Source organism: Ciceribacter sp. L1K23 (assembly GCF_018122705.1).
Classification (GTDB): Bacteria; Pseudomonadota; Alphaproteobacteria; order Rhizobiales; family Rhizobiaceae; genus Allorhizobium.
In genome coordinates, this window is record NZ_JAGRRC010000001.1 from 1,762,664 (window position 1) to 1,784,404 (window position 21,741).

Here is a 21,741-nt window from a genome sequence, read left to right on the forward strand (position 1 = left end):
GTTTCCTAATGCAGCGATCCGCTCAAGCGCGGGCCGGCGTTCCGGTGACTCTCGCGTTGCGCGCGGGCGCGAGCAACAAGGCTCACCGTGCCGCAAATGTTCCGCACACGTCCATTTTTGGCCGATCGCTTTGCGCGATTGGACCAGTTTTGGACGACCGGTCGGCTCGCGTCCCCGCTAGAGGTGCGCCAGGCCCAGATTTTTCAGCCGTTCCGATTGAGCACGCGCCCACGCGCAAGAGCAGTACGTAAGATGTTCATTTCCATCACCAGCCACTTTCGACGTTTCTCCTGTCTCGCTCTTGCCGCGCTCGCCTTCCTCGTCTGTCTGTCGCAGACCAGTGCCAGAGCAACGGATTACTACTACGATGCGTTCAGCGGCGAGGCCATCCGGATCACGGTCAACAGCTATGGGCAGAATTCCATCGGCTACGACTACCCCAACGGCATTCACGGCAGGACAGATGCGACCCTCGACACCACGGTGGACCTGATTTTCATCTCTGATGCCGGATATCTCGGGATGCAGGTTATCACGACAACCGCTTACGAAGGAATGTCGTCGAACGTTGTCGCCCGGGACACGCATTATATTTCGGTGAAGCCGCGGATCACCTTCTCCGCCAGCACCTGGCCCCATGCCAAAAAGGGCGAAAGTTACAGCCAGTCCGTGACCGCGACCTTCAGCGCCGGATCGGGCGACATCACCTATTCGATAGAGGATGGCTCGCTACCCTCCGGACTCACGTTGAACGCCTCGACGGGTGAAATATCGGGCACTCCGAGCGAGTCCGGCAGCTCCAGCTTTTCGTTCAAGGCGACCAATGCCGACGGCTATTCCAGCTTCCAGAGCATGACGCTGAAGGTAGGACCGTCGGCGAGAAACTATTCCAGCCCGATTTCGGCAAACAGCCTGACCGTTTCCATGCTGTTCGGCTTATCCGATTCCGAGTCCATTTCCGGCGTCTCCGCCGCATCGCACGGGACAACGGGTTTTTCCCAATATGCCGTGACCTACCGGCCGAACGCAGGCTATTCCGGCCCGGACAGCTTTACCTTCACGGTGACCGAAAGCGAAAGCGGGCTCTCCGATACCGCCACGATCACCATCACGGTAGCGCCGCCGACGCTTGCCATTTCGCCGACCACGCTGCCCGATGGCACAACCACCATAGCCTACGAGGAGACGCTTTCGGCCGCCAACGGTACCGCACCCTACAGCTACGCGGTCACGTCAGGCGCGCTGCCATCCGGTCTTTCGCTTTCGCCCGCCGGGGTTCTCTCCGGTACGCCCACCACGGCTGAAAGCCGGACCTTCACGGTGACGGCGACCGATGTCTACGGGGCGACCGGCAATCGGGTCTACAGCGTCAACGTCGTGCTTGCAGCGCCAGTGGCCGGCAATGTAAACGCGACCGTCGAGGCCAACAGCAACGGCAATGCCATCACGACGGCGGTCAGTGGGGGTATCGCGACGAGCGTCGCCATCGCATCGTCACCGGCGCACGGAGCGGCAAGCGCCAGCGGCACGTCGATCACATATACCCCAACGTCCGGCTATTCGGGCACCGACAGCTTCACCTACACGGCAACCAACGCGTCGGGCACGTCGGCGGCGGCGACCGTCACGGTGACGGTTGCGGCGCCGACGCTTGCGATAGCACCGTCAACGCTTGTCGGCGGAACGGCCGACGTCGCCTATGACCAGACACTTTCGGCCTCGGCCGGAACCGCGCCCTACCGTTTCGAGGTAACTAGCGGCGCCCTGCCCGACGGGCTGACGCTTTCAGGCGACGGGACGCTGTCCGGGGTGCCGGTTGCAGAGGAGAGTGCCGCATTTACGGTGACAGCAACGGACGCCTATGGCGCGACCGGCAGCAGGAGCTACACGATCACCACCGGCATCGCCCTGCCCGTCGCAGGCGCGGTCAACGCGACGGTGGCGGCAAACAGCAGCGAGAACGGCATTGCACTCACCCTGTCCGGTGGCGCGGCGAGCAGCGTTGCCATCGCCTCGGACCCGTCGCATGGCACGGCGAGCGCAAGCGGCACGTCCATTACATATACGCCAACAGCCGGCTATTCGGGCTCAGATAGCTTCACCTACACCGCGACCAATGCCTCCGGCACCTCTGCTTCGGCGACCGTTACCGTGACGGTCTCGGCGCCGACGCTTGCGGTTGCGCCCTCCAGCCTTCCGGCGGCCACGGGTGGCGTGGCGTATGACGCGACGGTCACGGCGGCCGAAGGCACTGCGCCCTACACGTTTGAGATCACCGCCGGCGATTTGCCCGACGGGCTGACGCTTGCCAGCGACGGAACGATCTCGGGGACGCCGGCCGGCGACGAGAGCGCCTCGTTCACGATCACCGCAACCGACGCCTACGGCGCAACGGGCAGCCGGAGCTATACGCTGGGCGTCGCGGTCGCCGCGCCTGTGGCGGGCGATGTGAGCGCCAGCGTGGCGGCGAACAGCAGCGCCAACGCGATCCCGGTCAATCTGTCCGGCGGCGCCGCTGCCAGCGTCGCCATTGCCTCGGCGCCTTCGCACGGGACGGCGACGGTGAGCGGCACTGCGATCAGCTACACGCCGGCCGCGGGTTACTCCGGCGCCGAGAGCTTCACCTACACGGCCAGCAATGCGACGGGGACCTCGGCTGCCGCGACCGTGACGGTGATGGTCGGAGCGCCCGATATCGCGGTGACGCCGACGGGACGGCTAACGCTGCGGCAGGCTGAAGCCTTCAGCCAGGCCTTCACCGCCGCGAACGGGACGGCGCCCTACAGTTTCGCAGTGTCAGGCACCCTGCCCGAGGGTCTCTCGTTCGACACTGCGACGGCGACGCTCTCCGGCACGCCTGCTGTCGACGGCGAATTTGCCCTGGCGATCACGGCGACCGACGCGCTCGGGGCATCGAGCAGCGCCGCCGTGACCCTTGTCATCGATCCGGCCCTGCCGGTGGCGCCGAGCAAGACCTCGGCGGTGGTTTCCGGGCTGACGACGATCATCGACCTGACCGAAGGCGCGACCGGCGGACCGTTCACCGACGCGAAGCTGCTGTCACTGTCGCCGCCCGAATCAGGGACGGCGGTGATTACGCTTGGCGACACGGCGGCGACGGATGGCAACGCGGCAATCGCGGCGGCACAGGCGGCCGGGCGCTACCAGCTGCGCTTCACCGCCAATCCGATGTTCAGCGGCACCGCGACCATCACCTATACGCTGACGGGTGCCACCGGAACCTCGGCGCCGGCGGCGATCAGCCTGATGATCGCGGCCCGTCCGGTGCTCAACGAGGATGCCGACCTGATCGGCCTCATCGAGGCGCAGGCCTCGGCGGCGAAGCGGCTGGCGGACGGCCAGATCGACAATGTGACCGATCACCTGCGCTCGCTACGCGGCAAGGCTTGCCTGGAAAACAGCGCCTCGCTGTCGCTCTCCGACGGGGCCGACGGCTCGGCGCCCGTGACGGCGAATGCCGGCTGCTCGCCGATCGCCGGCGGCGATCTCGCCTTCTGGGCGAATGGCTCGATTGCGCTCGGCGACGGCGACAATATCGCAGGCGCCAGCGCCTTCGACTACGCCACCGTGGCGCTGACGGCGGGTGTCGATTACCGCTTCGACGAGACCTTCATCGGCGGCCTTGCCGTCGGCGTGTCGCGCGACCGGACCGATATCGGCACGGACGGCACGACCAGCCTCAACCGGGCGGCAAGCGCAACGGTCTACGGTCTCTACCAGCCGGGCGGCGGGTTCTTCGTCGACGGCCTCGTCGGCGCGGGCCTGCTCGATTTCAACTCGGTCCGCGTGACCTCGGCCACCGGCTCGGAAGCGGAAGCCGATCGCGGCGGGTGGCAGGTCTACGGCGCGATCACCGGCGGATACGACCACCAGATCGGCGGTCTATCGATGTCGACCTATGCACGGCTCGGCGCCTCCAGGTCGTTCCTCGACAGCGTCGAGGAAACCGGCGCGGGCTGGGAGAACGCGGCGATCGGCTCGCAAACCGCCGACAGCCTGACGGCGACACTCGGCGTGACCTTCGGCTACGACATCCTGCTGGAGGACGGCGTGCTGACGCCGGAACTGGAGCTCGACTTCTCGCACGATTTCCTTGGCACGAGCGACACCACCGTCACCTATGCGGATGGCTGGCCGATCGACTATGTCGTGCCCGGCTCCGAGGATCGCCGCAACAGCGCCTCGGTCGGCTTCGGCCTCACCTTCGCCTCGGGAAGCGGCGGCACGCTCTCGGGCCGCTACAAGGCGACGTTCGACGGCGACGGGCTCAAGGGGCAGCGCTTCAACATCGATTTCACCCGGCAGTTCTAAGGTTCCGAGAGGCCGCGACAGCGGCCTTTCCTGACCAAATTTGGGACTAGGACCGACATATCGTCATATGACGGTCTTTTACATTACCGATTAGGATTTTGTTCACGAGCCGACGGCAAAGCTTTCGCATGTCCGGTCCTGTCGCGTCTATCGCGACGGCGCCGGACAAGCACCGGAACCCGCTTCGTGTGTCGCTCGCCAACATGAAAAAGAGAATCCACCTGCACCAGCTCCGCCCCGGCATGTATGTCGAGGAAATCGAAGCGCGCGATCCCAAGGCGGTCGCCATCCGACAACACTTTCTCATCAATTCGATGGCGGAGCTCAAGTCGCTGCTCGCCTGCAAGGCGATGAGCGCGGTGATCGACGTCAGCAAGGGCGTGGACATCGACGGCGCGGCATTCCCGCGGCTCAACCGCGCCGAATACGAAGCCGGACTGATCGGCGTCTACTCGAAAAGGCAGATCAACCGCGCCAAGGCGGCGATCGCTGAAACCGTGCCGCATGTCAGGGACCTGCTCCGGGCAGCGCAGGCGGACAAGGCGTTTGACGCCGAGGGCGCGGGCATCGCCATCGACGCGGTGATGATGGAGGCGGTCGACAACGCGGCGGCGATGATCAGCCTGCTGAAGCTCAAGGAAAAGGACGAGGGAACCTTCCTCCACTCTCTGTCGGTGAGCGCCTTGATGATAACCTTCGGACGCACGCTCGGGCTGGACGAGGATACGGTGCGTTCACTCGGCCTCGGCGGACTGGTGCACGATATCGGGAAGATGGCGATCCCGAAGGGCGTGCTCAAGAAAAACAGTTCCCTCAACGACAACGAACTGGCCATCATCCGCAGCCATCCGGAACGGGGATACCGGATGCTGGCCAGAACCGAGGGTCTCTCGACCGAGGTGCTCGACATCTGCCGCTTTCACCACGAGAAATTCGACGGCAGCGGCTATCCGCAGGGCCTCAAGGGCGAGGCGATCCCCTATGCTTCGCGGATCGCGGCGATATGCGACGTCTATGACGCCCTGACGACGGTTCGGCCCTACAAGCGGGCCTGGACGCAGGCGGAAGCAGTGGAACGGATGCTGCAGGCGCACGGGCACTTCGACCCCGACCTGATAAAGCGCTTCGTCTCGCGCATGGTCGTCAACGGGACGATCAACTGACCGTCTGGCCGGCGGCGCGGATGCGATCGGCCGGAAGGTCCATGGTCCACACGACCCCATCCTCCCTGTAATCGCCGAGCGCGGTTCCGCGCAGGCTCTGAATGGTCGAACGGATCAGCAGCGAGCCGAAGCCCTTGCGCGCGTCGCCCGATGGCGGCGGCCCGCCGCGTTCGCGCCAGAGGACGCGGATGCGGGTCTCGCCGTCGAGAACCTCCTCCGTCCATGACAATTCGACGCGTCCCGCAGGGCCGGACCAGGCGCCGTATTTCATCGCATTGGTCGCCAGTTCGTGAAGCACCATGCCGATCTCCTTGACGGCCTCCATGGTGACGGGGAAATCCGGTCCGTCGAGGGTCAGGCGCTCCTCGCCTTCGACGAAGCTGCCGAGCTGCACCATGGCGAGATCGCGGAAAGTCGGCGCGGTCGCCGCTTCCGACAGCAGTCGGTCGAGCGACGCGGCGAAGGACTGCAGCCGACCGGTGATGGCGGTCACGAAGCTCTCCTTGTCGTCGCTGTAGCGGGCGCTCTGGCGCACCAGCGACTGGGCGACGAGGATGACGTTTTTCGTGCGATGCGCCATTTCCCTGAGAACCAGTTGCAGGCGCTCTTCGGCCTGGTGGCGGTCGAAGGAGGCATTGGAGAGCGCCTTGGACACCTCGTCGATCTCGCGGATGCCAGTGTCGAGCGGCGAGACGATCTCGCCCCGCCCGACGCCATCGGCTCGGTCGGCGACCAGGTCGATCGCCCAGCGGAGCTTGCGGCCGAAGATCGCGGCGCTCGCCAGCGACAGCAGGAAGCAGGCGAGACCGGCCAGGACGAGCGTGTTCAACACCGAGGCAAAAATCGTATCGTCGGCGCCGGCCGGTCCCTCGACGAGCACCTGCCATTCCGTCAGGCCGATGCGGGAATAGCCAAGCATTTCGCCGCGCCGCTGGAGTCGGTCCTCAAGCGGCGTGCGGGCGGCGGCGAGCAATTGAGGCGGAACCGGCTCGCCGGGCGCCGTCTCCGTGTTGGAAGCCACCATCCGATCGGCGCCGTCGATGATGCTGTAGGTCCAGCCTTCCAACGCTTTCCGACCGTCGATGATCCGATCCATGTCGGCCGCAGCCTGAGTTAGGATAATGACGAGTCGCCCCTCACCCTGGGCCAACTCGACCCGCTTCATGACATTGTAGACGAATTGCGAACTCGTGCGGCCGAAGAAGAGGTTCGAAACGACGAGCTCGTCACGCGCGAGTGTGTCTTGCAGGGCCTCCATGTTGCTGGTCTTGCCGAGAGGTTGCCCCCGGGGCACGCGCGTGTTGAGCAATTGCTGCCCGGTTTCGTCGACGACGATCATATACCAGTCGCTGCGGGCGAGCGCCGCTGTCGCGCGAGCGTGGAAATCGGCAAAATCGCGCGTGCGCAGTTCCGGAGAGGTTTCGAGCACCATCAGCGTTGTCGTCATGTCGTGGAACTGGCGTTCCACCATGCGGGCGTAGGTGTCGGCTTCCTGCTGGGCGCGCAGCTGAAGCGCGCGGAGCTCCTCATTGCGCGATTGCCCGACGATCACCAGCGAGAAGACCGCAAGCGGCAGGGTGGTGATCAATGCGAGGCCCACCATGTAGGACCTTACGCCGGCTCTGCCTCTGCGGCGAAAGACATTCAGATAACGCAAGTCCTGTCGTCCTGTTCGTACGTGCCTTGACCCCCGTGATTCAGCCCCCCGGCCTGAAGGTTTATGTAGCATGTTTTTCTCTGTTGTATCCCCCTATTGCCGACGGACGGCGGGGTTGATGCCGGACCCCTCACGGAGTCGCGTCAGGATGGAACAGGTGACCGGCGGCGCGCAGAGATGTCACCGGGACAAATTCTCTTTGGCGCGATGGCCGCAACCCGGCTAAAGAGGATGTCCATTTCGACTTTTCGCCATCGTTCCAATCCACGGCCTGCCCATGTCCCATATCCTTTCGATCCAGTCCCATGTCGCCTTCGGGCATGTCGGAAACCGTGCGGCCGTCTTTCCGCTGCAGCGGCTCGGTCACGAAGTGACGGCGATCAACACCGTGCAGTTCTCAAACCACACGGGCTATGGCAGCTGGACGGGCGAGGTGTTTTCGGCCGCGCATATCGAGGATGTGGTCACCGGGCTCGAGAAGCTCGGCGTGCTCGATACGGTGGACGGCCTGCTGACAGGTTATCTTGGCGACCCGGCGATCGGGCAGATCATTCTCGACCTGCTCGACCGGCTGCCGGCTGGCGTCAAGTGGCTGTGCGATCCCGTCATGGGCGATGTCGGGCGGGGCTTCTTCGTGCGGCCGGGGATACCCGACTATTTCCGCGACCGGGCGCTGGCGCGGGCGGGCATCATCACGCCGAACCAGTTCGAGCTCGAATTCCTGACAGACATGACGATCGCGACGCTCGGCGATGCGCGCGAGGCGGCGCGGCGGGCGCATGCCATGGGGCCGGAGATCGTGCTCGTGACGTCGCTGATCCACGACCAGACGGCCGATACGGAAATCCAGATGCTCGCATCCTCGAAGGCCGGACATCAGTTCCTCGTGTCCACCCCTCGCCTGCCGCTCGATCCGGCGCCGAACGGTGCCGGCGACTGCACCTCGGCGCTATTCCTCGGCCATATCCTGTCGGGCGCCTCGCTCGACACTGCGCTTTCGAAGACGGCGTCAAGCATCTTCGCGCTGTTCCAGAAGACGCGGGCCGCCGGCCGTCGCGAGCTGGCGCTGATCGCCGCGCAGGACGACTTCGCCCATCCGGCGGCGCAGACGGTGACGGCGCTTTGAGCGGTCACCGCTTCGTCCTCTCACTCATTACGGCCGTCGCCGTGCTTCCCACTCCAGTCCCGGCGCAGGAGAGCAGCACGGACGCCTGGACGGTAGAGAAATGCGTCCGCTACGACCGCGCCTTCAACGAGCTTCTCGATTTTGTCGGACCGGAAGGCGTTACCGCTGACTTCGTCTCCGGCAATCGCAAATTCATCTCGGACGGCTGCTCCAGCGGCGCCGATGTTTGCCCCGTCTCGGACAAGGACATCGAGCTTGCCAATGCGCTGACGATCGCGGCAATGGGATTCGGGACGGCGAGTTCGTTTCTACCCTTTGTTTGCCGTTCGACCCCATAATGATCCGGCCGGTCAGGACCGGCGCTTGCAGGACGGCCGATAATGGACCATATGCAGGGCGACGCCAACGGAACCCGGAAATCACGTGGACAAGGCCGACCAGAAGACAATGCCGAAAGCCCAGAGATGGCTCGGCCAGACGGCGGCGGCCAGCCGCAGCGCGCTGATCACGCCGATTTCGGCCGCCCGCTGGCTGCTGGTGCTGATCGTCATCGCCGCCATCTACTTCTTCCACGGCTTCGTTGTGCCGGTGCTGGCGGCGCTGGTGATCGCCTTTGCCAGCTGGCCGCTCTACCGCCGTCTGCTCGACAGGATCGGCGGCAGCACGACCCTCGGCGCGACGCTGGCGCTGCTTTTCATCATCGGTTTTCTCGTGGTGCCGATCACCATCGCGATCGGCTATACGATCGACGAGTTGCGCCAGTGGATCGGCTGGACGCTGGAGGTCAACCGGGTCGGCGCGCCGCCGCCGGACTGGATCGTGGCGCTGCCGGCCGTCGGTCCGTGGCTTGCCGAAAAATGGGCGGCCCATGTGGGTGCGCCGGGCGCGATCGGCGAACTCATCCAGATCGTCAGCGGCGCCAATATCGGCAATATCTATCGTGCCCTGATCGCGGCCGGAGATGGTATCTTCCACCTGCTGCTGACGCTCCTGTTCATGCTGATCGCGCTGTTCTTCGTCTACCGCGACGGGGCAAGCTTCTCGCGCCAGCTCGACCTGCTCGGCGAACGCATCCTGCCGGCAAGGTGGGAGCGCATTTCCCGCGTCGTTCCGGCAACGATCTCGTCCACAGTGACAGGCATGACGCTGATCGCCATCGGCGAAGGCATCGTGCTCGGCATCGCCTACTGGCTGGCGGGCGTGCCCTCGCCTGTGACGCTCGGCGTGCTGACCGGCATCATGGCGCTCATTCCCGGCGGCGCGCCCCTGTCGTTCACGCTGGTTTCCGTGTACCTCGTCGCCAGCGGCTCCTACGTCTCCGGCGTTGCGCTCTTCATCTGGGGCTCCGTCGAGCTTTTCATCGTCGACAAGACAATCCGCCCGAGGCTCGTTGGCGGGCCGATCAAGCTGCCGTTCCTGCCGACCTTCTTCGGCCTGGTCGGCGGCGTGAAGACCATGGGCTTTCTCGGCCTTTTCATCGGGCCGGTGCTGATGGCGCTCATCGTGTCGATCTGGCGGGAATGGATGCGCGAGGTCGAGCTCGCAGAGCCGCCGCAGGATGCCGCGGCACTCGCCGAACCGGAAACCGCCACGGTGGAAACGACCGCGCCGCTCAAGGCAACCTCGTCGCGCTGAGGGTCTGCCCCTATTCCGCGGCGATCGAGCCGAACTGCGCCTGGTGCAGGCGGGCATAGGCGCCGCCCCTCTTCAGCAATTCCTCGTGGGTTCCGGTCTCGGTGATGCCGTTTCCGTCGACGACGACGATGCGCGCCGCATCGCGGATGGTTGCGAGACGATGGGCGATGACGAGCGTCGTGCGCCCCTTGGCCAGTTCATTGAGCGATTGCTGGATGGCGCGTTCGGTCTCCGTGTCGAGCGCCGAGGTCGCCTCGTCGAGGATCAGGATCGGCGGGTTCTTGAGGAACATGCGGGCGATGGCGAGGCGCTGCTTCTGGCCGCCGGAGAGTTTGACGCCGCGTTCGCCGATGATGGTGTCGAGACCATCGGGCATGGCGGCAATGACGCCGTCGAGACGGGCGCGGCGCGCTGCTTCCATGATCTCGACATCGCCGGCGCCGAGGCGGCCATAGGCGATGTTTTCGCGGATCGAGCCGCCGAACAGGAAGACATCCTGCTGAACGATGCCGATCTGGCCGCGCAGCGAGGCGAGCTTAAGTTTGCGGATATCCAGGCCATCGACCGTGATTGCGCCGCCGTTGATTTCGTAAAAGCGCGGCAGAAGCGAGCACAGCGTCGTCTTGCCGGCACCGGAGGGACCGACGAAGGCGACGGTTTCGCCCGCCCGGATGTCGAGATCGACGCCGGACAGGACGGTCCGGTCGGGCGTGTAGCCGAAGCTGACGTTACGGAATGAAATATCCCCTCGGAGAGGCGGCGCCTCCACTGCTCCCGGCGCGTCGGCAATCTCGGGTTCGGTATCCATCAGATCTAGAAAGCGGCGGAAGCCGGCAATGCCCTTCGGATAGGTCTCGATCACCGAGTTGATCTTCTCGACCGGGCGGAAGAAGACGCCGACGAGCAGCAGGAAGCTGATGAAGCCGCCATTGGTGAGTTCGCCCTTCAACACGAACCAGGCGCCGGCGACCATGACGACCATCTGGATCAGCCGCATGGACATGTAGCTCATCGACGTGGAGGCAGCCATGATGCGATAGGCGGCGAGCTTGGTGGTGCGGTAGTTCTGGTTGTCGCGCTCGAACAGGCGGCGCTCGTGTTCCTCGTTGGCAAAGGCCTGGACGACGCGGATACCGCCAACATTCTCCTCGATGCGGGTGTTGAAATCGCCGACGCGGCCGAAGAGCGCGCGGAAATTGTCGGTCATGCGGGTGCCGTAGCGGCTCGTCAGCCAGGCCATCAGCGGCACGATCGCCGCGGTGATCAGCGCCAGCTCGACATTGATCGCCAGCATCAGCGCCAGTGCGCCGAGGAAGGTCATGATCGCGATGAACAGATCTTCCGGACCGTGGTGGGCAACCTCGCCGATTTCTTCCAGATCCTTGGTCAGGCGTCCGACCAGATGGCCGGTCTTCTCGTTGTCGAAATAGCGGAACGACAGTTTCTGGATATGGCTGAAGGCCATGCGGCGCATGTCGGTCTCGATGTTGATGCCGAGCATGTGGCCCCAATATGTGACCGTCGCCATCAGCGCAGTATTGGCGATGTAGATCATCAGGAGGCCGACGGAGGCGGCGATGATCAGGCCCCACTGGCCGGTGGGCAGGAGGTCGTCGACGAAGGACTTGACCGCGATCGGAAAGCCGAGCTCGAGCAGGCCCGACAGCACCGCGCAGGTGAAATCGAGGATGAACAGGCCTCGATAGGGCCAGTAATAGGCAAAGAATCGGCGGAGCATGATCAGCACCAAAATGGCTATCGTCGAAAACTATCCGTGTTCTGTCATGTTAATCCGGGCACGCCAAGCGCACCTCTGCGATCCGTGCCCGCTTTTGCCGGGTCGTGGCCGAACCGCAACGCTGAGTGTCACGCGGGCGGCAAGCGGTCTTGCTTCCGGCCCAATCCTCTGCATTGTGGCGCTATCGGCCGCCGCAAGAGGTTAGAAGAGCATGCAGACTGCCCTCATCATCATGACGATTCTCGGCTGCGATGACGCGGTCAGCCAGTGCGACTACATCGACTCGCCCCGGGAGCGCTGGGTGAGCGTGGAGCTCTGCCATGCGGCGTCGGAGAAGCTTCTGAACGGGTTCACCAATGCCGGCTATCCGACCGTGATTGCGGTTTGCCAGGAGCCGGAGCCCGCTCCGGTGACGGCGGAGGCAACGCCAGCGCCCGAGACGCAGGACACGGCAGATGCAACACCGACGGCACCTTCGCCGGCGCAGAAGGGCCTTGCTGCTCGGGCGCTCGACACGGTCCGACTCGCGATACCGGGCAAGGAAAAGGTGAAGATGGTGTTCGAAGCGCCGCTGCACGTCATTTCCGACAGCTATTCCTGGGTCGCCCGGAAGGTCGGCCAGTAACGCCAGCGACCGGTCAGGCGGCGGCGAGCGCCACGCCGACGGCGTAGTCACGGGCGCGGCGGCGCAATTCCTGGCGATGCAGTTTCTCGACGATTTCCAAGAGTTCGATCGCTTCCTCGGAGAGCGAGCCAAGGGCCGCGGCCCGTTCGAGCAATTGCTCCAGCATGGCGACGACGGCAATGTGGGGAGCGTTCTGTTCGGCGTCGCGCCAGAGCAGCACGGCCTCGACGAACAGGATGCTGATGGCGCGGCCGAGACCGGCCGATTCGACCAGTGCGCGGATCGAATGGAAGCGGCCGGTGGCGAGGATCGCGCGAACGCGGCGATCTTCAAGGCCGGACAGCGCCGCGATGGCTGCACCGAAGAAATCCGTGCGGCCCGAGCACAGGGCCTGCATCAGGAAGGCGGGTGTCAGGCGTCCGGAGCGGCGCATCTGGTCGACGAGCATGACGCAATCTTCGGCCCTTGCGGCACCCGCGAGCACGATGGCGGCCGATGTTTCAGCCTCGCCGGCAATCCGCTCGACGCGTTCGGCACCGACGGCGGCACGCACAAGGCCGCAGCCGCACAGCGCGCTCGCGACCTTCTGCATCAGGATATGACGGACATCGGCCGGGAGGTCCTCGCGGTCGAGAAGGAGGCAGCGCACACCGGCATCGTCGCCATGGCGCTCGGCGATGCGGCGAAGCGAAAGCCGGGTAAAGCGGGCCGCCTCGTTTTCGAGAAGAAGGGCGATTTCATCGGCGGCTGCGATTTCGGCGAGCGCGGCAACGGCGCCGCAGCCGAGCGGTCGGCGGGCCGCGACGAGCGCGCGGGTGTGATCGGCGCCACGGCCGACAAGGTCGACGAGATCGATATCCGAAAGCAGCGGCGAACGCAGGATAACAGGCGCGGCAATCTCGATCTGGTCTTCGGCGAGCGAGAGCACGACGATCTTCGGTACATTCTCGGCCTCGGCGACCGCCTCGGCGAGCGCGCCGCGGACCTGGGGAGACGGGTCGTCGAGAAGCCAGGTCATGGCGACGCCAGCGGCCTTGCGCTCATCGGGAGACATGTCCGACTTGAGATAGGCCCGGCCCAGCGCGTTCGCAGCCCTTGCCCTCTCGGTCGCCCTTGCCGTCTCGGCCCAGCGCAGAAATGCCTCTACTATCACGCCATCAACCCCAACTCGCCACCACGTCCTCGTCACCGAAGATCATGGATGCAGGCTAGCGGGGAAAAGTTTAAGATTGGTTCACCATGTCTCTTAACCATCCGCACTTCAGCCCCGACGCACGTCACGCTTCCCGGTTTCGTCCGCTTCGCACGCTCCTCGACATCGGCGCTCCCGCCCCAGTCGACCGGCTTCCCCAGCCCGTTACGGCCGGCGACGGGCTCGTGATCGATGTCCGCGACCGCGCTGCTACCGAAGGTACCGCCGGCGCCGCGGGGATGATTGCGAACACATGGCGTGAGGCTGGCGGCGGTGCGGTTCTCGTGCGCGTGCGGCCGGTGACGGCGGGTGACGATGTGAGCGACGAGATCGCGATTGCGGCGCAGGTGGGTGCCGATGGCATTGTCCAGTGCGGCATTCGCGACGGCGCCGACCTGCAGCACCTGCATTCGCTGATGGCGGTGGAGGAAGCCCGAGGCGGTTTCGAACAGGGTGCACTCGCGATCGTCGCGGAGCTCGGCGACACGCCGCTCGGGGTGCTGCAGGCGGCTAGTCTTGCGGGCAAGACGCCACGACTGGCGGCGCTTGTCTTCGATCCGGAAGCGCTGGCAGCCGCGACGGGCGCGCGCGAGATCGGCGGATCGGCGACGCTGACCGGTCGTGGTCTGGCGCTGATGGCGGCGGCCGCAGCGGGCGTGCCTGTTTTCGAAGCGCTACCGATGTCGGTCGAGTATATGCAGCTTGCGGCCATCTGTAGCCGGCTACAGAACGACGGCATGCGTGGCGCGATGACGCGGGACGCGGATTTCGTCGCACCCCTGCGGCAGGGCTTCGGCGACGCCGGATGATCTCTCAGGGTGCCTTTGGACGCCGCAGCGGAAAGGTGTCGCTCGCCTCCGCGTAGTCGAGATAGCCCATGCGCGCGACCGGCCGTGCGAGAGACATGTCGAGCATGCCGTCGCGAATGATCCGCTCGTCGATGTGGATGCCCATGACCTGGCCGACGACCATGATCGAGTCGGCGACGACGCCATCGACGGTGCGCGGACGGACAACCTCGGTCACGCGGCATTCGAGTGCCGCCGCCGCCTCGCCGACATAGGGCGCGTCGACGAGTTCGCCGAACACCGGTGTCAGCCCCGCGATCTCGAACTCGTTCTCGCCATAGGGAACGGCGATCGACGACATGTTCATCGCGTCCACAAGTTCGCGACCGACGAAGTTGCAGGTGAAGACGCCCGTTTCCTCGGCATTGCGGGCGCTGTGTTTCGGGCCGGAGGAGGAGAACATCACCATCTTGGGATTGTCGCCGATGGCATTGAAGAAGGAATAGGGCGAGAGGTTGAGCGAACCGTCCCTGCCCTTCGTACCGATCCAGCCGATCGGACGCGGCACGACGATCGCCTTGAACGGATCGTGGGCAAGACCGTGTCGGTTGTTGGCGGTGTCGTAGAACATCACTCCGCCTCGCCGACCCAGGTGACGACATCGGCAAGCTCCGGCCTTGGACGCTCGGTGACCGGGAAGGTGGTCGAGCCGATGTGGATGAAGCCGGCGACCTTTTCGCCCGGCTCGATGCCGAGTAGCGGGAAGGCGCGCTCGTCGAAGGCGAACCATTCCGTCAGCCAGTTCGAGACGTAGCCGTGGGCGTTGGCCGCCATCAGGAGATTCAGGCACACTGCGCCGGCGGACATGACCTGCTCCCATTCCGGAATCTTGAAGTGCGGCGCGGCCTTGCTGACAACGGCGATGACGACCGGCGCGCGGGTGAAGCGGGTGCGCTCGACATTCACCATCTCCTCGCTGAGATCAGGGTTCTTCTCCAGTGCCATCTGCAGAAGCGCCTCGCCGATCTCGGCCCGGCGGTCGCCGCGATAAACGATGAAGCGCCACGGGGCCAGCTTTCCATGGTCAGGCACGCGCACGGCAAGCCGCAGAATATCCTCCAACTGATCGCGATTCGGGCCGGGCTCGCACATCTGGAAGGCGGGAACGGAGCGGCGGGTTTTCAGATAATCGAGTAGCGCTGCATTATTTTGGGTGTTCATGGGGTTTCCCTGGGTCAGGCGGAGCGGAATGGACTTGAAATTGCCATGCGGTTGGGATTGAACTTGCTGCCAACGCTCAAGATGTCAACCGGTTACCGACGCATGCCAGGGTTTCGCCCGCTCGCCTGCCTTCTTCTTTTGTTTCTCGTGGCAGTCCCGATGGCCGATCGTGGCTTTGCGCAGGATGCCTTCAGCACGTTCAAGCAGCTGGACGGTTCGGTGAAGATGCCCAAGCTGAAGGCGTTTTCTCCTGAGCTGCCCGACGCCCTGACCGCCAGTCCCGCCAAGAGCGTGAGCATGGAAGCGCGGCTGACGGAAGACGGCGAAGCGGTCGAACAGGGGCTTTCCTGGCGCGTGTTCAGCCCGATCCCCGGCGACGACGGCAAGCTGCCCCTGCTGGCAAGCTCGGAGGGCGGATCGGCCGATTTCCAGCTGATGCCGGGAGACTATTTCGTCAACGTCGCCTTCGGCCGCGCAGGCGCGACGAAGAAGCTCTCCGTGCCGCAAGACGGGACGGTCGAACATCAGGTCATGGTACTGGATGCCGGTGGCCTGGTGTTGAACGCCGTGTCAGGCGCAGACACCCGCGTTCCGCCACAGCAGTTGCGCTTTGACGTCTACGCGGCGGAGGTGCAGGAAAACGGCGATCGGCGTCTCGTGCTGTCCGACGTCAAGCCGAACACCATCGTCCGGCTCGGCGCCGATACCTATCATATCGTGTCGGAATACGGCAGCGTGAACGCCGTCGTGCGCGCCGACATCAAGGTGGAGGCCGGCAAGCTGACCGAGGCGACGATTCAGCACCGGGCGGCGCAGATCAACTTCAAGCTGGTGTCTGAAGCCGGCGGCGAGGCAATCGCCGACACCGCCTGGTCGATCGTGACCGCTGGCGGCGATATCGTCGGGGAAAGCGTCAGCGCCTTCCCGACCCTCGTACTGGCCGAAGGCGGCTATACCGCCATCGCCCGCAACAAGGACAAGATATTCCAGCAGGATTTCTCGGTGGAAGCCGGCGTCAACAAGGACGTCGAGGTGCTGCTCGGCAGTTGACGCCGTCCCAAGGGCGGCGTTGCCTCAGGCAGCCTTCCGGAAGACGCGCGTATTCTTTACCGGCGCCATGGAAAAGACCGACTGGTAGAGCGTCGACAGCAAGTCCTTGCGGTCAGCGATCAGCGACAACTCGGTCCAGGTGATCACTCGTCCGGCGCGGGCCGTGATGGCGCTGCCCGACAGGCGACGGAATTCCCGCACCAGCAGAGACAGCCGCAGCGTCAGCGAGAGCTTGCTGGCGATGTGGAAGAGCCGGCCGTTCTGCCCCTCGAAATAGACGGGTATGACGCTGGCGCGGGCCGACTGGATGAGCTTTGCCGGAAACATCTTCCACGGCAGGTCCTCGGCCCGGCCAAATCCCTTCTTCGCGGTGGCGACACCGCCGGCCGGGAAGACCACGACGGTCACGCCTTCCTTCAAGAGCCGCACGGCCTCGTGCCGGGTCTGCATGTTGATGGCGAGCGCCTCCTTCGTCTCCTCGAAGGACACCGGCAGCGAATAGGGCGCCATTTCCGGCACCTTGAGCAGTTCGTTGTTGATCAGCACACGGAAGGGACGGCCGAGTTCCTCGGCCATGGCCAGCACGGCGATCCCGTCGCCGATGCCGAACGGGTGGTTGGCGACGATGACGACAGGGCCGTCGGGAAGATTGGCGGGCGGCCATTGTCCGGTGATATCAAGGCGGACGTCGATCAGGTCGAGCATCTTGCCGAAGACGCGATCGGACTTGCCGACGATGTCGGAACGCCAGATGTCGTAGAGACGGGCGAAGCGGTCGCGACCGGAGAGACCTTCGATGGAGCGGATGAACCAGCGCTTGAGGCGCGGATCACGCTCGTTGGCATAGGACAGTTCCTCGAATCGCAAGGCAATCTCCGGCTTTCGTTATCCGAAGAGCTTTGAACCCTCTGGATGACAGGGACATGACAGAAAAACGGCGGGGCTGTGAAAGCCCCGCCGCAGATGATCAGGCGATGAAGGATTTCGCCGAAAGCTTGCGGCGAACATCGGGCGGCGTCGCCTCGCCGGCCAGCAGCGCGACGGCTTCCACCAGCGACATCGGCGTCTGGGCCTGCGATCCCAAGCGACGGATATTGACCGAGCGTTCCTCGGCCTCCTTCTTGCCGCAGACGATGATGACAGGGACCTTGGTGACCGAGTGCTCGCGGATCTTGTAGTTGATCTTCTCGTTACGGAAATCGGTCTCCACCTGCATGCCCGCCTCGCGCAGCGTTTCGGCCACTTCGCGACCGTAATCGTCGGCATCGGAGGTGATCGTGGCGACGACGACCTGGGTCGGCGCGAACCAGAGCGGCATATGGCCAGCGAAGTTCTCGATCAGGATGCCGAGGAAACGCTCCATCGAGCCGCAAATGGCGCGGTGGATCATCACCGGCTGCTTCTTCTCGGAATTCTGGTCGATGTAGAAGGCGCCGAAGCGTTCCGGCAGGTTGAAGTCGACCTGCGTGGTGCCGCATTGCCATTCACGGCCGATGGCATCCTTCAGCGTGTACTCGAACTTCGGACCGTAGAAGGCGCCCTCGCCCGGCAGGATGCCGGTCTTGATGCGACCGCCGGACTGCGCCTCGATCTGCTTCAGGACGTCCATCATGACGCTCTCGGCGCGGTCCCACAGCTCGTCGGAACCGACGCGCTTTTCCGGACGGGTCGAGAGCTTGACGACGACTTCCGAGAAGCCGAAGTCCTCGTAGACCGAGAGGATCAGGTCGTTGATGCGCAGGCATTCGGCCGCCATCTGCTCTTCGGTGCAGAAGACGTGGGCATCGTCCTGCGTGAAGCCGCGCACGCGCATCAGGCCGTGCAGAGCGCCGGACGCCTCGTAGCGGTGGACGGTGCCGAATTCCGCCAAGCGGATCGGCATGTCGCGGTAGGACTTCAGGCCGTGCTTGAAGATCTGCACGTGACCCGGGCAGTTCATCGGCTTCAGGGCGAAGATGCGCTGATCGGCTTCCTCATCATCGGGATGGGTGAAGGCATGGGCGGATTTCACCGCGAACATGTTTTCCTGGTACCAGCCCCAGTGACCCGAGGTTTCCCAGAGCGACTTGTCGAGGATCTGCGGCGCGTTGACCTCATCGTAAGCGCCGGCAAGACGGCGACGCATGTAGGAGGTCAAGGTCTGGAACATACGCCAGCCCTTCCCATGCCAGAAGACGACGCCCGGACCTTCTTCCTGGAAATGGAAGAGATCCATCTCGCGGCCGAGCTTGCGGTGGTCGCGCTTCTCGGCCTCTTCCAGCACATGCAGGTACTGGTCGAGCTCCTCCTGGGTCGCCCAGGCGGTACCGTAGATGCGCGTCAGCATCGGACGGGTGGAATCGCCACGCCAGTAGGCGCCGGCGACCTTCATCAGCTTGAAGGCCGTGCCGATCTGGCCGGTGGAGGCCATGTGCGGACCGCGGCAGAGGTCGAACCAGTCGCCCTGCTTGTAAATCTTGAGGTCCTGGCCTTCCGGGATCATGTCGACCAGCTCGACCTTGTAGGCCTCGCCCTTGTCGGCGAAGACGTCACGGGCCTTGTCGCGCGACCAGATCTCCTTGGTGAAGGCGGCGTTCTTCTGGATGATCTCCTTCATCTTCTTCTCGATCTTCGGCAGATCGTCGGGCGTGAAGGGCCAGTCCTCGCGGGTATCCGGGTGGACGCGCTTGAAATCGTAGTAGAAGCCGTTCTCGATCACAGGACCGATGGTGACCTGCGTGCCGGGCCAGAGGTCCTGCACCGCCTCGGCCATCACGTGGGCGGCGTCGTGGCGGATGAGCTCCAGCGCGCGCGGATCGGTGCGTGTGACGATCTCGATCCGGCCGTCGGTAACGGGATCGGAGAGATCGCGCAAGTCACCATCGAGCGCGATGGCAACAGCCTTCTTGGCGAGCGACTTGGAAATGGATTCGGCGACGGCGAGACCCGTGGTGCCAGCCTCGAAGCTGCGCACGGAACCATCGGGGAATGTAAGGGAAATGGACACGTTGTATCTCCTATCCAGTCCCGCCAACGAATGCGGGTGGTGAAAGTGCCGGACGGGCCGGCGATGACGTGCGCGTGATAGTGCGAAATCGCTCTTGAGTAAAGACGCTAGAACTCGGCCAGCGCGACCGAGACGGCAAGCGCCAGCGCCAAAAGACCGCAACAGATGATCTGCCACGGCGAGGAGGTGCGGCTGTCGCCGCGACGGGCGGCGAAGCGGCGGCGTTGCAGGAGGTAGAGCGCACCCCAGCCGGTCAACCAGAGGCCGAGCGCCAATGAGGCCAGAAAGAGAAGACCCTGCAGCACCGTTATCCGGTCGCCCCTATGACACCGATCATATGCTCTGCTAGCGAGCCCGTCAGGTCTCGCCGATCCGCCAGAATTCCCGGGCTCCCTCCGGCAAGTCGGACAGAACACGCTCGAACGCGGCCGGATCGACATGACGCCAGAGCACGACCGCGACGTCGCGGATCGCCCAGTCCGTCGACAGGTTGTGGTTATGGCGAAGCGCCCTCACCTCCGCCATCATTTCCGCCTCGCTGCCAAACGGAACGGGCGGGACATCGACGTCCCAATCGCTGACGAAGATAGCACGCAGCACCGGCGGAAGAACAGCGGCAAAGGCAATGGCCTGCTTGATGTCGAGACGTCGGCGGAAGGCGTAGAGGACCGCCTGCAGCATGGTATAGGTCTGATGCGTGGTCTGCAGCATCGCATGGTCGCGCAGGTCGGTCATGAAGGCGTCGAAATCACGCGATGCGTGGCGGTATTCCATCGGTACGGTCATGGATTCCGATCCTCTACTTCTATCCTGACAATGCGGCCCTCGCTGTCAAAGTCGACCGTCTCGGTTCCCCGGCGCGAGAGACGCTCACCCGTTGTCGCGTGCGTCGCCTCGATATTCCAGACGGCGCGGGCCGATCGTGGACCGGTGGTTTCGATCGCGTCGTCCCAGGCGCGCTGGTCCGGATAGGTTTCGAAGTATTGGCGGAAGGCCGACAGGACGGCGTCGCGGCCGACCGTGTCGCCGGTGCCGGGGGAGAGATAGACGGCATCTTCGGCGAAGAAGGCTTCAATCGCGGCGAAATCGAGGGCGTTGATCGCGGCGTGGTAGATCCGGACATGTTCGGCGGGATCGAAGGGCATGGAGCGTCCTATCGGAGGATGTCGTCTTTCTTCCGCCCGGCCTTCCAGAACGACCAGGGCGCCCACCAGTGATAGCGGTCGTCCAGCGTTTCGGGAACCGGATCAAAGCCCCAGGTTCCACCCGGGCCACAGCGACCGACGCGGAAGAGCGTCAGCCAGCCGCCGGACCAGAGGCCATGGCGGGCGATCGCCTCGTAGCCGTATTCCGAACAGGTCGGGCTGTGCCGGCAGGAACTGCCGATCAGGCTCGACAGCGTCAACTGGTAGAGGCGGATCAGACCCATGCCGAGAAGGCGGCCGGGCGTCTTGCGGAACGGACCGGCATAGTTGCGACCGCCGGGCCGGGAAGCTGGTTGACGATGGCCAGCGGCGCACATTCAGGCGGCTTCCGTTGAGAAGTCGGCGACAGGGGCGACCGCGAACACGGCTCCGATCATGATGCTTCGGCGACCTTCTTCGCCTCGATCTGGTCGAGACAATCAAGGACGGCCTCGAAAGTCAGCATGGTGGAGGCGTGGCGGGCCTTGTAGTCCTTGACGGGTTTGAGGAAGCGCATGTCCTCGAAACGGCCAGACGGGCCCTCGCCGTCTTCCTTCAGCATGGCCAGCATCTCCTCGCGAGCCTTCCGGATTTCCGCCGCCGAGGCTCCGACGATGTGTCGCGCCATGATCGATGACGAGGCCTGGCCAAGCGCGCAGGCCTTCACCTCGTGGGAAAAGTCCGTAACGGTATCGCCATCGGTCTTGAGGTACACCCTGACCTTGGACCCGCAGAGCTTCGAGTGCTTGTCCGCGACGGCGTCGGCGTCGGCAAGCGCGCCAGTCCGCTCGATATTGCCGGCGAAATCGAGAATCCTGTTGTTGTAAATGTCGTCCATGATCCGTTTCGGCCCGTTCGTCAGCAGCGGCAACGGCGAAAGCCATGTCGCAATCGCGCCGCCTTCTCCCGTCTTGCGATTACACTATATGTAATGTCGGGTGACGAGACATGCAAAACAAGGTTTTTTCACCGGGCTCGTGTTAAAGAGCATGCCTGCCCTTGCCATCGAGGCCGGCTTTGCACAATTACAAGCGATAACCGCAC

20 protein-coding genes are annotated in these 21,741 nt (G+C 64.4%); 8 read left to right on the forward strand and 12 right to left on the reverse strand.

What is annotated here, in order from left to right:
* Window positions 1-252: 252 nt before the first annotated feature.
* Window positions 253-4,332, forward strand: coding sequence for a putative Ig domain-containing protein (locus J5J10_RS08225; protein WP_211929533.1), 4,080 nt, complete (start codon window positions 253-255; stop codon window positions 4,330-4,332).
* Between the two features lie 203 nt (window positions 4,333-4,535).
* Window positions 4,536-5,495 carry an HD-GYP domain-containing protein gene (locus J5J10_RS08230; protein WP_211929534.1) on the forward strand — a complete coding sequence of 320 codons (960 nt, stop codon included), beginning with the start codon at window positions 4,536-4,538 and terminating at the stop codon, window positions 5,493-5,495.
* Here J5J10_RS08230 and J5J10_RS08235 read toward each other — a convergent pair.
* On the reverse strand, window positions 5,488-7,152 hold the full coding sequence (locus J5J10_RS08235) for a sensor histidine kinase (protein ID WP_211929535.1): 1,665 nt from the start codon (window positions 7,150-7,152) through the stop codon (window positions 5,488-5,490). The genes J5J10_RS08230 and J5J10_RS08235 overlap by 8 nt on opposite strands.
* Before the next feature lie 277 nt (window positions 7,153-7,429).
* Here J5J10_RS08235 and pdxY point away from each other — a divergent pair, with 277 nt between their 5' ends.
* The 3 genes from pdxY (at window position 7,430) to J5J10_RS08250 (ending at window position 9,913) form a co-directional block, all read left to right on the forward strand.
* Window positions 7,430-8,278 carry a pyridoxal kinase PdxY gene (gene pdxY / locus J5J10_RS08240; RefSeq protein ID WP_211929536.1) on the forward strand — a complete coding sequence of 283 codons (849 nt, stop codon included), beginning with the start codon at window positions 7,430-7,432 and terminating at the stop codon, window positions 8,276-8,278.
* On the forward strand, window positions 8,275-8,616 hold the full coding sequence (locus J5J10_RS08245; RefSeq protein WP_211929537.1) for a hypothetical protein: 342 nt from the start codon (window positions 8,275-8,277) through the stop codon (window positions 8,614-8,616). Before pdxY ends, J5J10_RS08245 begins: the two co-directional genes overlap by 4 nt.
* Window positions 8,617-8,725: 109 nt before the next feature.
* The gene (locus J5J10_RS08250) at window positions 8,726-9,913 is read left to right on the forward strand and encodes an AI-2E family transporter (RefSeq protein WP_211931181.1); all 1,188 of its coding nucleotides are present in this window, start codon (window positions 8,726-8,728) and stop codon (window positions 9,911-9,913) included.
* A 10-nt stretch (window positions 9,914-9,923) separates the two neighbouring features.
* Here the strand turns inward: J5J10_RS08250 and J5J10_RS08255 are convergent, their stop codons facing one another.
* A complete protein-coding gene (locus J5J10_RS08255; protein WP_211929538.1) occupies window positions 9,924-11,651 on the reverse strand; it encodes an ABC transporter ATP-binding protein in 1,728 nt (575 codons plus the stop codon).
* Window positions 11,652-11,862: 211 nt separating this feature from the next.
* Between J5J10_RS08255 and J5J10_RS08260 the strand changes: the two genes are divergently transcribed.
* Window positions 11,863-12,276 (forward strand): hypothetical protein, encoded by a 414-nt coding sequence (locus J5J10_RS08260; RefSeq protein WP_211929539.1) that lies wholly within the window; start codon window positions 11,863-11,865, stop codon window positions 12,274-12,276.
* Between the two features lie 13 nt (window positions 12,277-12,289).
* Here J5J10_RS08260 and J5J10_RS08265 read toward each other — a convergent pair whose 3' ends face one another.
* On the reverse strand, window positions 12,290-13,429 hold the full coding sequence (locus tag J5J10_RS08265; protein ID WP_211929540.1) for a DUF2336 domain-containing protein: 1,140 nt from the start codon (window positions 13,427-13,429) through the stop codon (window positions 12,290-12,292).
* Window positions 13,430-13,515: 86 nt separating this feature from the next.
* On the opposite strand from J5J10_RS08265, the gene J5J10_RS08270 reads away from it, so the two are divergent.
* Window positions 13,516-14,277 carry an aldolase/citrate lyase family protein gene (locus J5J10_RS08270; protein WP_211929541.1) on the forward strand — a complete coding sequence of 254 codons (762 nt, stop codon included), beginning with the start codon at window positions 13,516-13,518 and terminating at the stop codon, window positions 14,275-14,277.
* A 4-nt stretch (window positions 14,278-14,281) separates the two neighbouring features.
* Here the strand turns inward: J5J10_RS08270 and J5J10_RS08275 are convergent, their stop codons facing one another.
* Both J5J10_RS08275 and J5J10_RS08280 read right to left on the reverse strand, forming a co-directional pair.
* Window positions 14,282-14,887: a flavin reductase family protein gene (locus J5J10_RS08275; protein WP_211929542.1), complete on the reverse strand. Its 606-nt coding sequence runs from the start codon at window positions 14,885-14,887 to the stop codon at window positions 14,282-14,284.
* Window positions 14,887-15,477, reverse strand: coding sequence for a nitroreductase (locus J5J10_RS08280; RefSeq protein ID WP_211929543.1), 591 nt, complete (start codon window positions 15,475-15,477; stop codon window positions 14,887-14,889). The genes J5J10_RS08275 and J5J10_RS08280 overlap by 1 nt, the downstream gene beginning before the upstream one ends.
* Window positions 15,478-15,636: 159 nt before the next feature.
* Between J5J10_RS08280 and J5J10_RS08285 the strand changes: the two genes are divergently transcribed.
* Window positions 15,637-16,527: a hypothetical protein gene (locus tag J5J10_RS08285; protein ID WP_208553528.1), complete on the forward strand. Its 891-nt coding sequence runs from the start codon at window positions 15,637-15,639 to the stop codon at window positions 16,525-16,527.
* A gap of 24 nt (window positions 16,528-16,551) precedes the next feature.
* On the opposite strand, the gene J5J10_RS08290 is transcribed toward J5J10_RS08285, so the two are convergent.
* The 7 genes from J5J10_RS08290 to J5J10_RS08320 all read right to left on the reverse strand — a co-directional run bounded on the left by J5J10_RS08290 (window position 16,552) and on the right by J5J10_RS08320 (window position 21,538).
* On the reverse strand, window positions 16,552-17,394 hold the full coding sequence (locus tag J5J10_RS08290; protein WP_211929544.1) for a lysophospholipid acyltransferase family protein: 843 nt from the start codon (window positions 17,392-17,394) through the stop codon (window positions 16,552-16,554).
* 100 nt (window positions 17,395-17,494) lie between these two features.
* A complete protein-coding gene (gene thrS, locus J5J10_RS08295) occupies window positions 17,495-19,513 on the reverse strand; it encodes a threonine--tRNA ligase (protein ID WP_349252054.1) in 2,019 nt (672 codons plus the stop codon).
* Window positions 19,514-19,620: 107 nt separating this feature from the next.
* On the reverse strand, window positions 19,621-19,818 hold the full coding sequence (locus J5J10_RS08300; protein WP_211929545.1) for a hypothetical protein: 198 nt from the start codon (window positions 19,816-19,818) through the stop codon (window positions 19,621-19,623).
* 52 nt (window positions 19,819-19,870) lie between these two features.
* Complete coding sequence (locus J5J10_RS08305; protein ID WP_211929546.1) at window positions 19,871-20,299, reverse strand: DUF2267 domain-containing protein; 429 nt, start codon at window positions 20,297-20,299, stop codon at window positions 19,871-19,873.
* Entirely contained in the window at window positions 20,296-20,658 is a 363-nt protein-coding gene (locus tag J5J10_RS08310) for a nuclear transport factor 2 family protein (RefSeq protein WP_211929547.1), read from the reverse strand. Before J5J10_RS08310 ends, J5J10_RS08305 begins: the two co-directional genes overlap by 4 nt.
* Window positions 20,659-20,666: 8 nt before the next feature.
* Window positions 20,667-21,035 carry a membrane protein insertion efficiency factor YidD gene (yidD, locus tag J5J10_RS08315; RefSeq protein ID WP_211929548.1) on the reverse strand — a complete coding sequence of 123 codons (369 nt, stop codon included), beginning with the start codon at window positions 21,033-21,035 and terminating at the stop codon, window positions 20,667-20,669.
* A 56-nt stretch (window positions 21,036-21,091) separates the two neighbouring features.
* Window positions 21,092-21,538, reverse strand: coding sequence for an iron-sulfur cluster assembly scaffold protein (locus J5J10_RS08320; protein WP_211931183.1), 447 nt, complete (start codon window positions 21,536-21,538; stop codon window positions 21,092-21,094).
* Window positions 21,539-21,741: the final 203 nt, after the last annotated feature.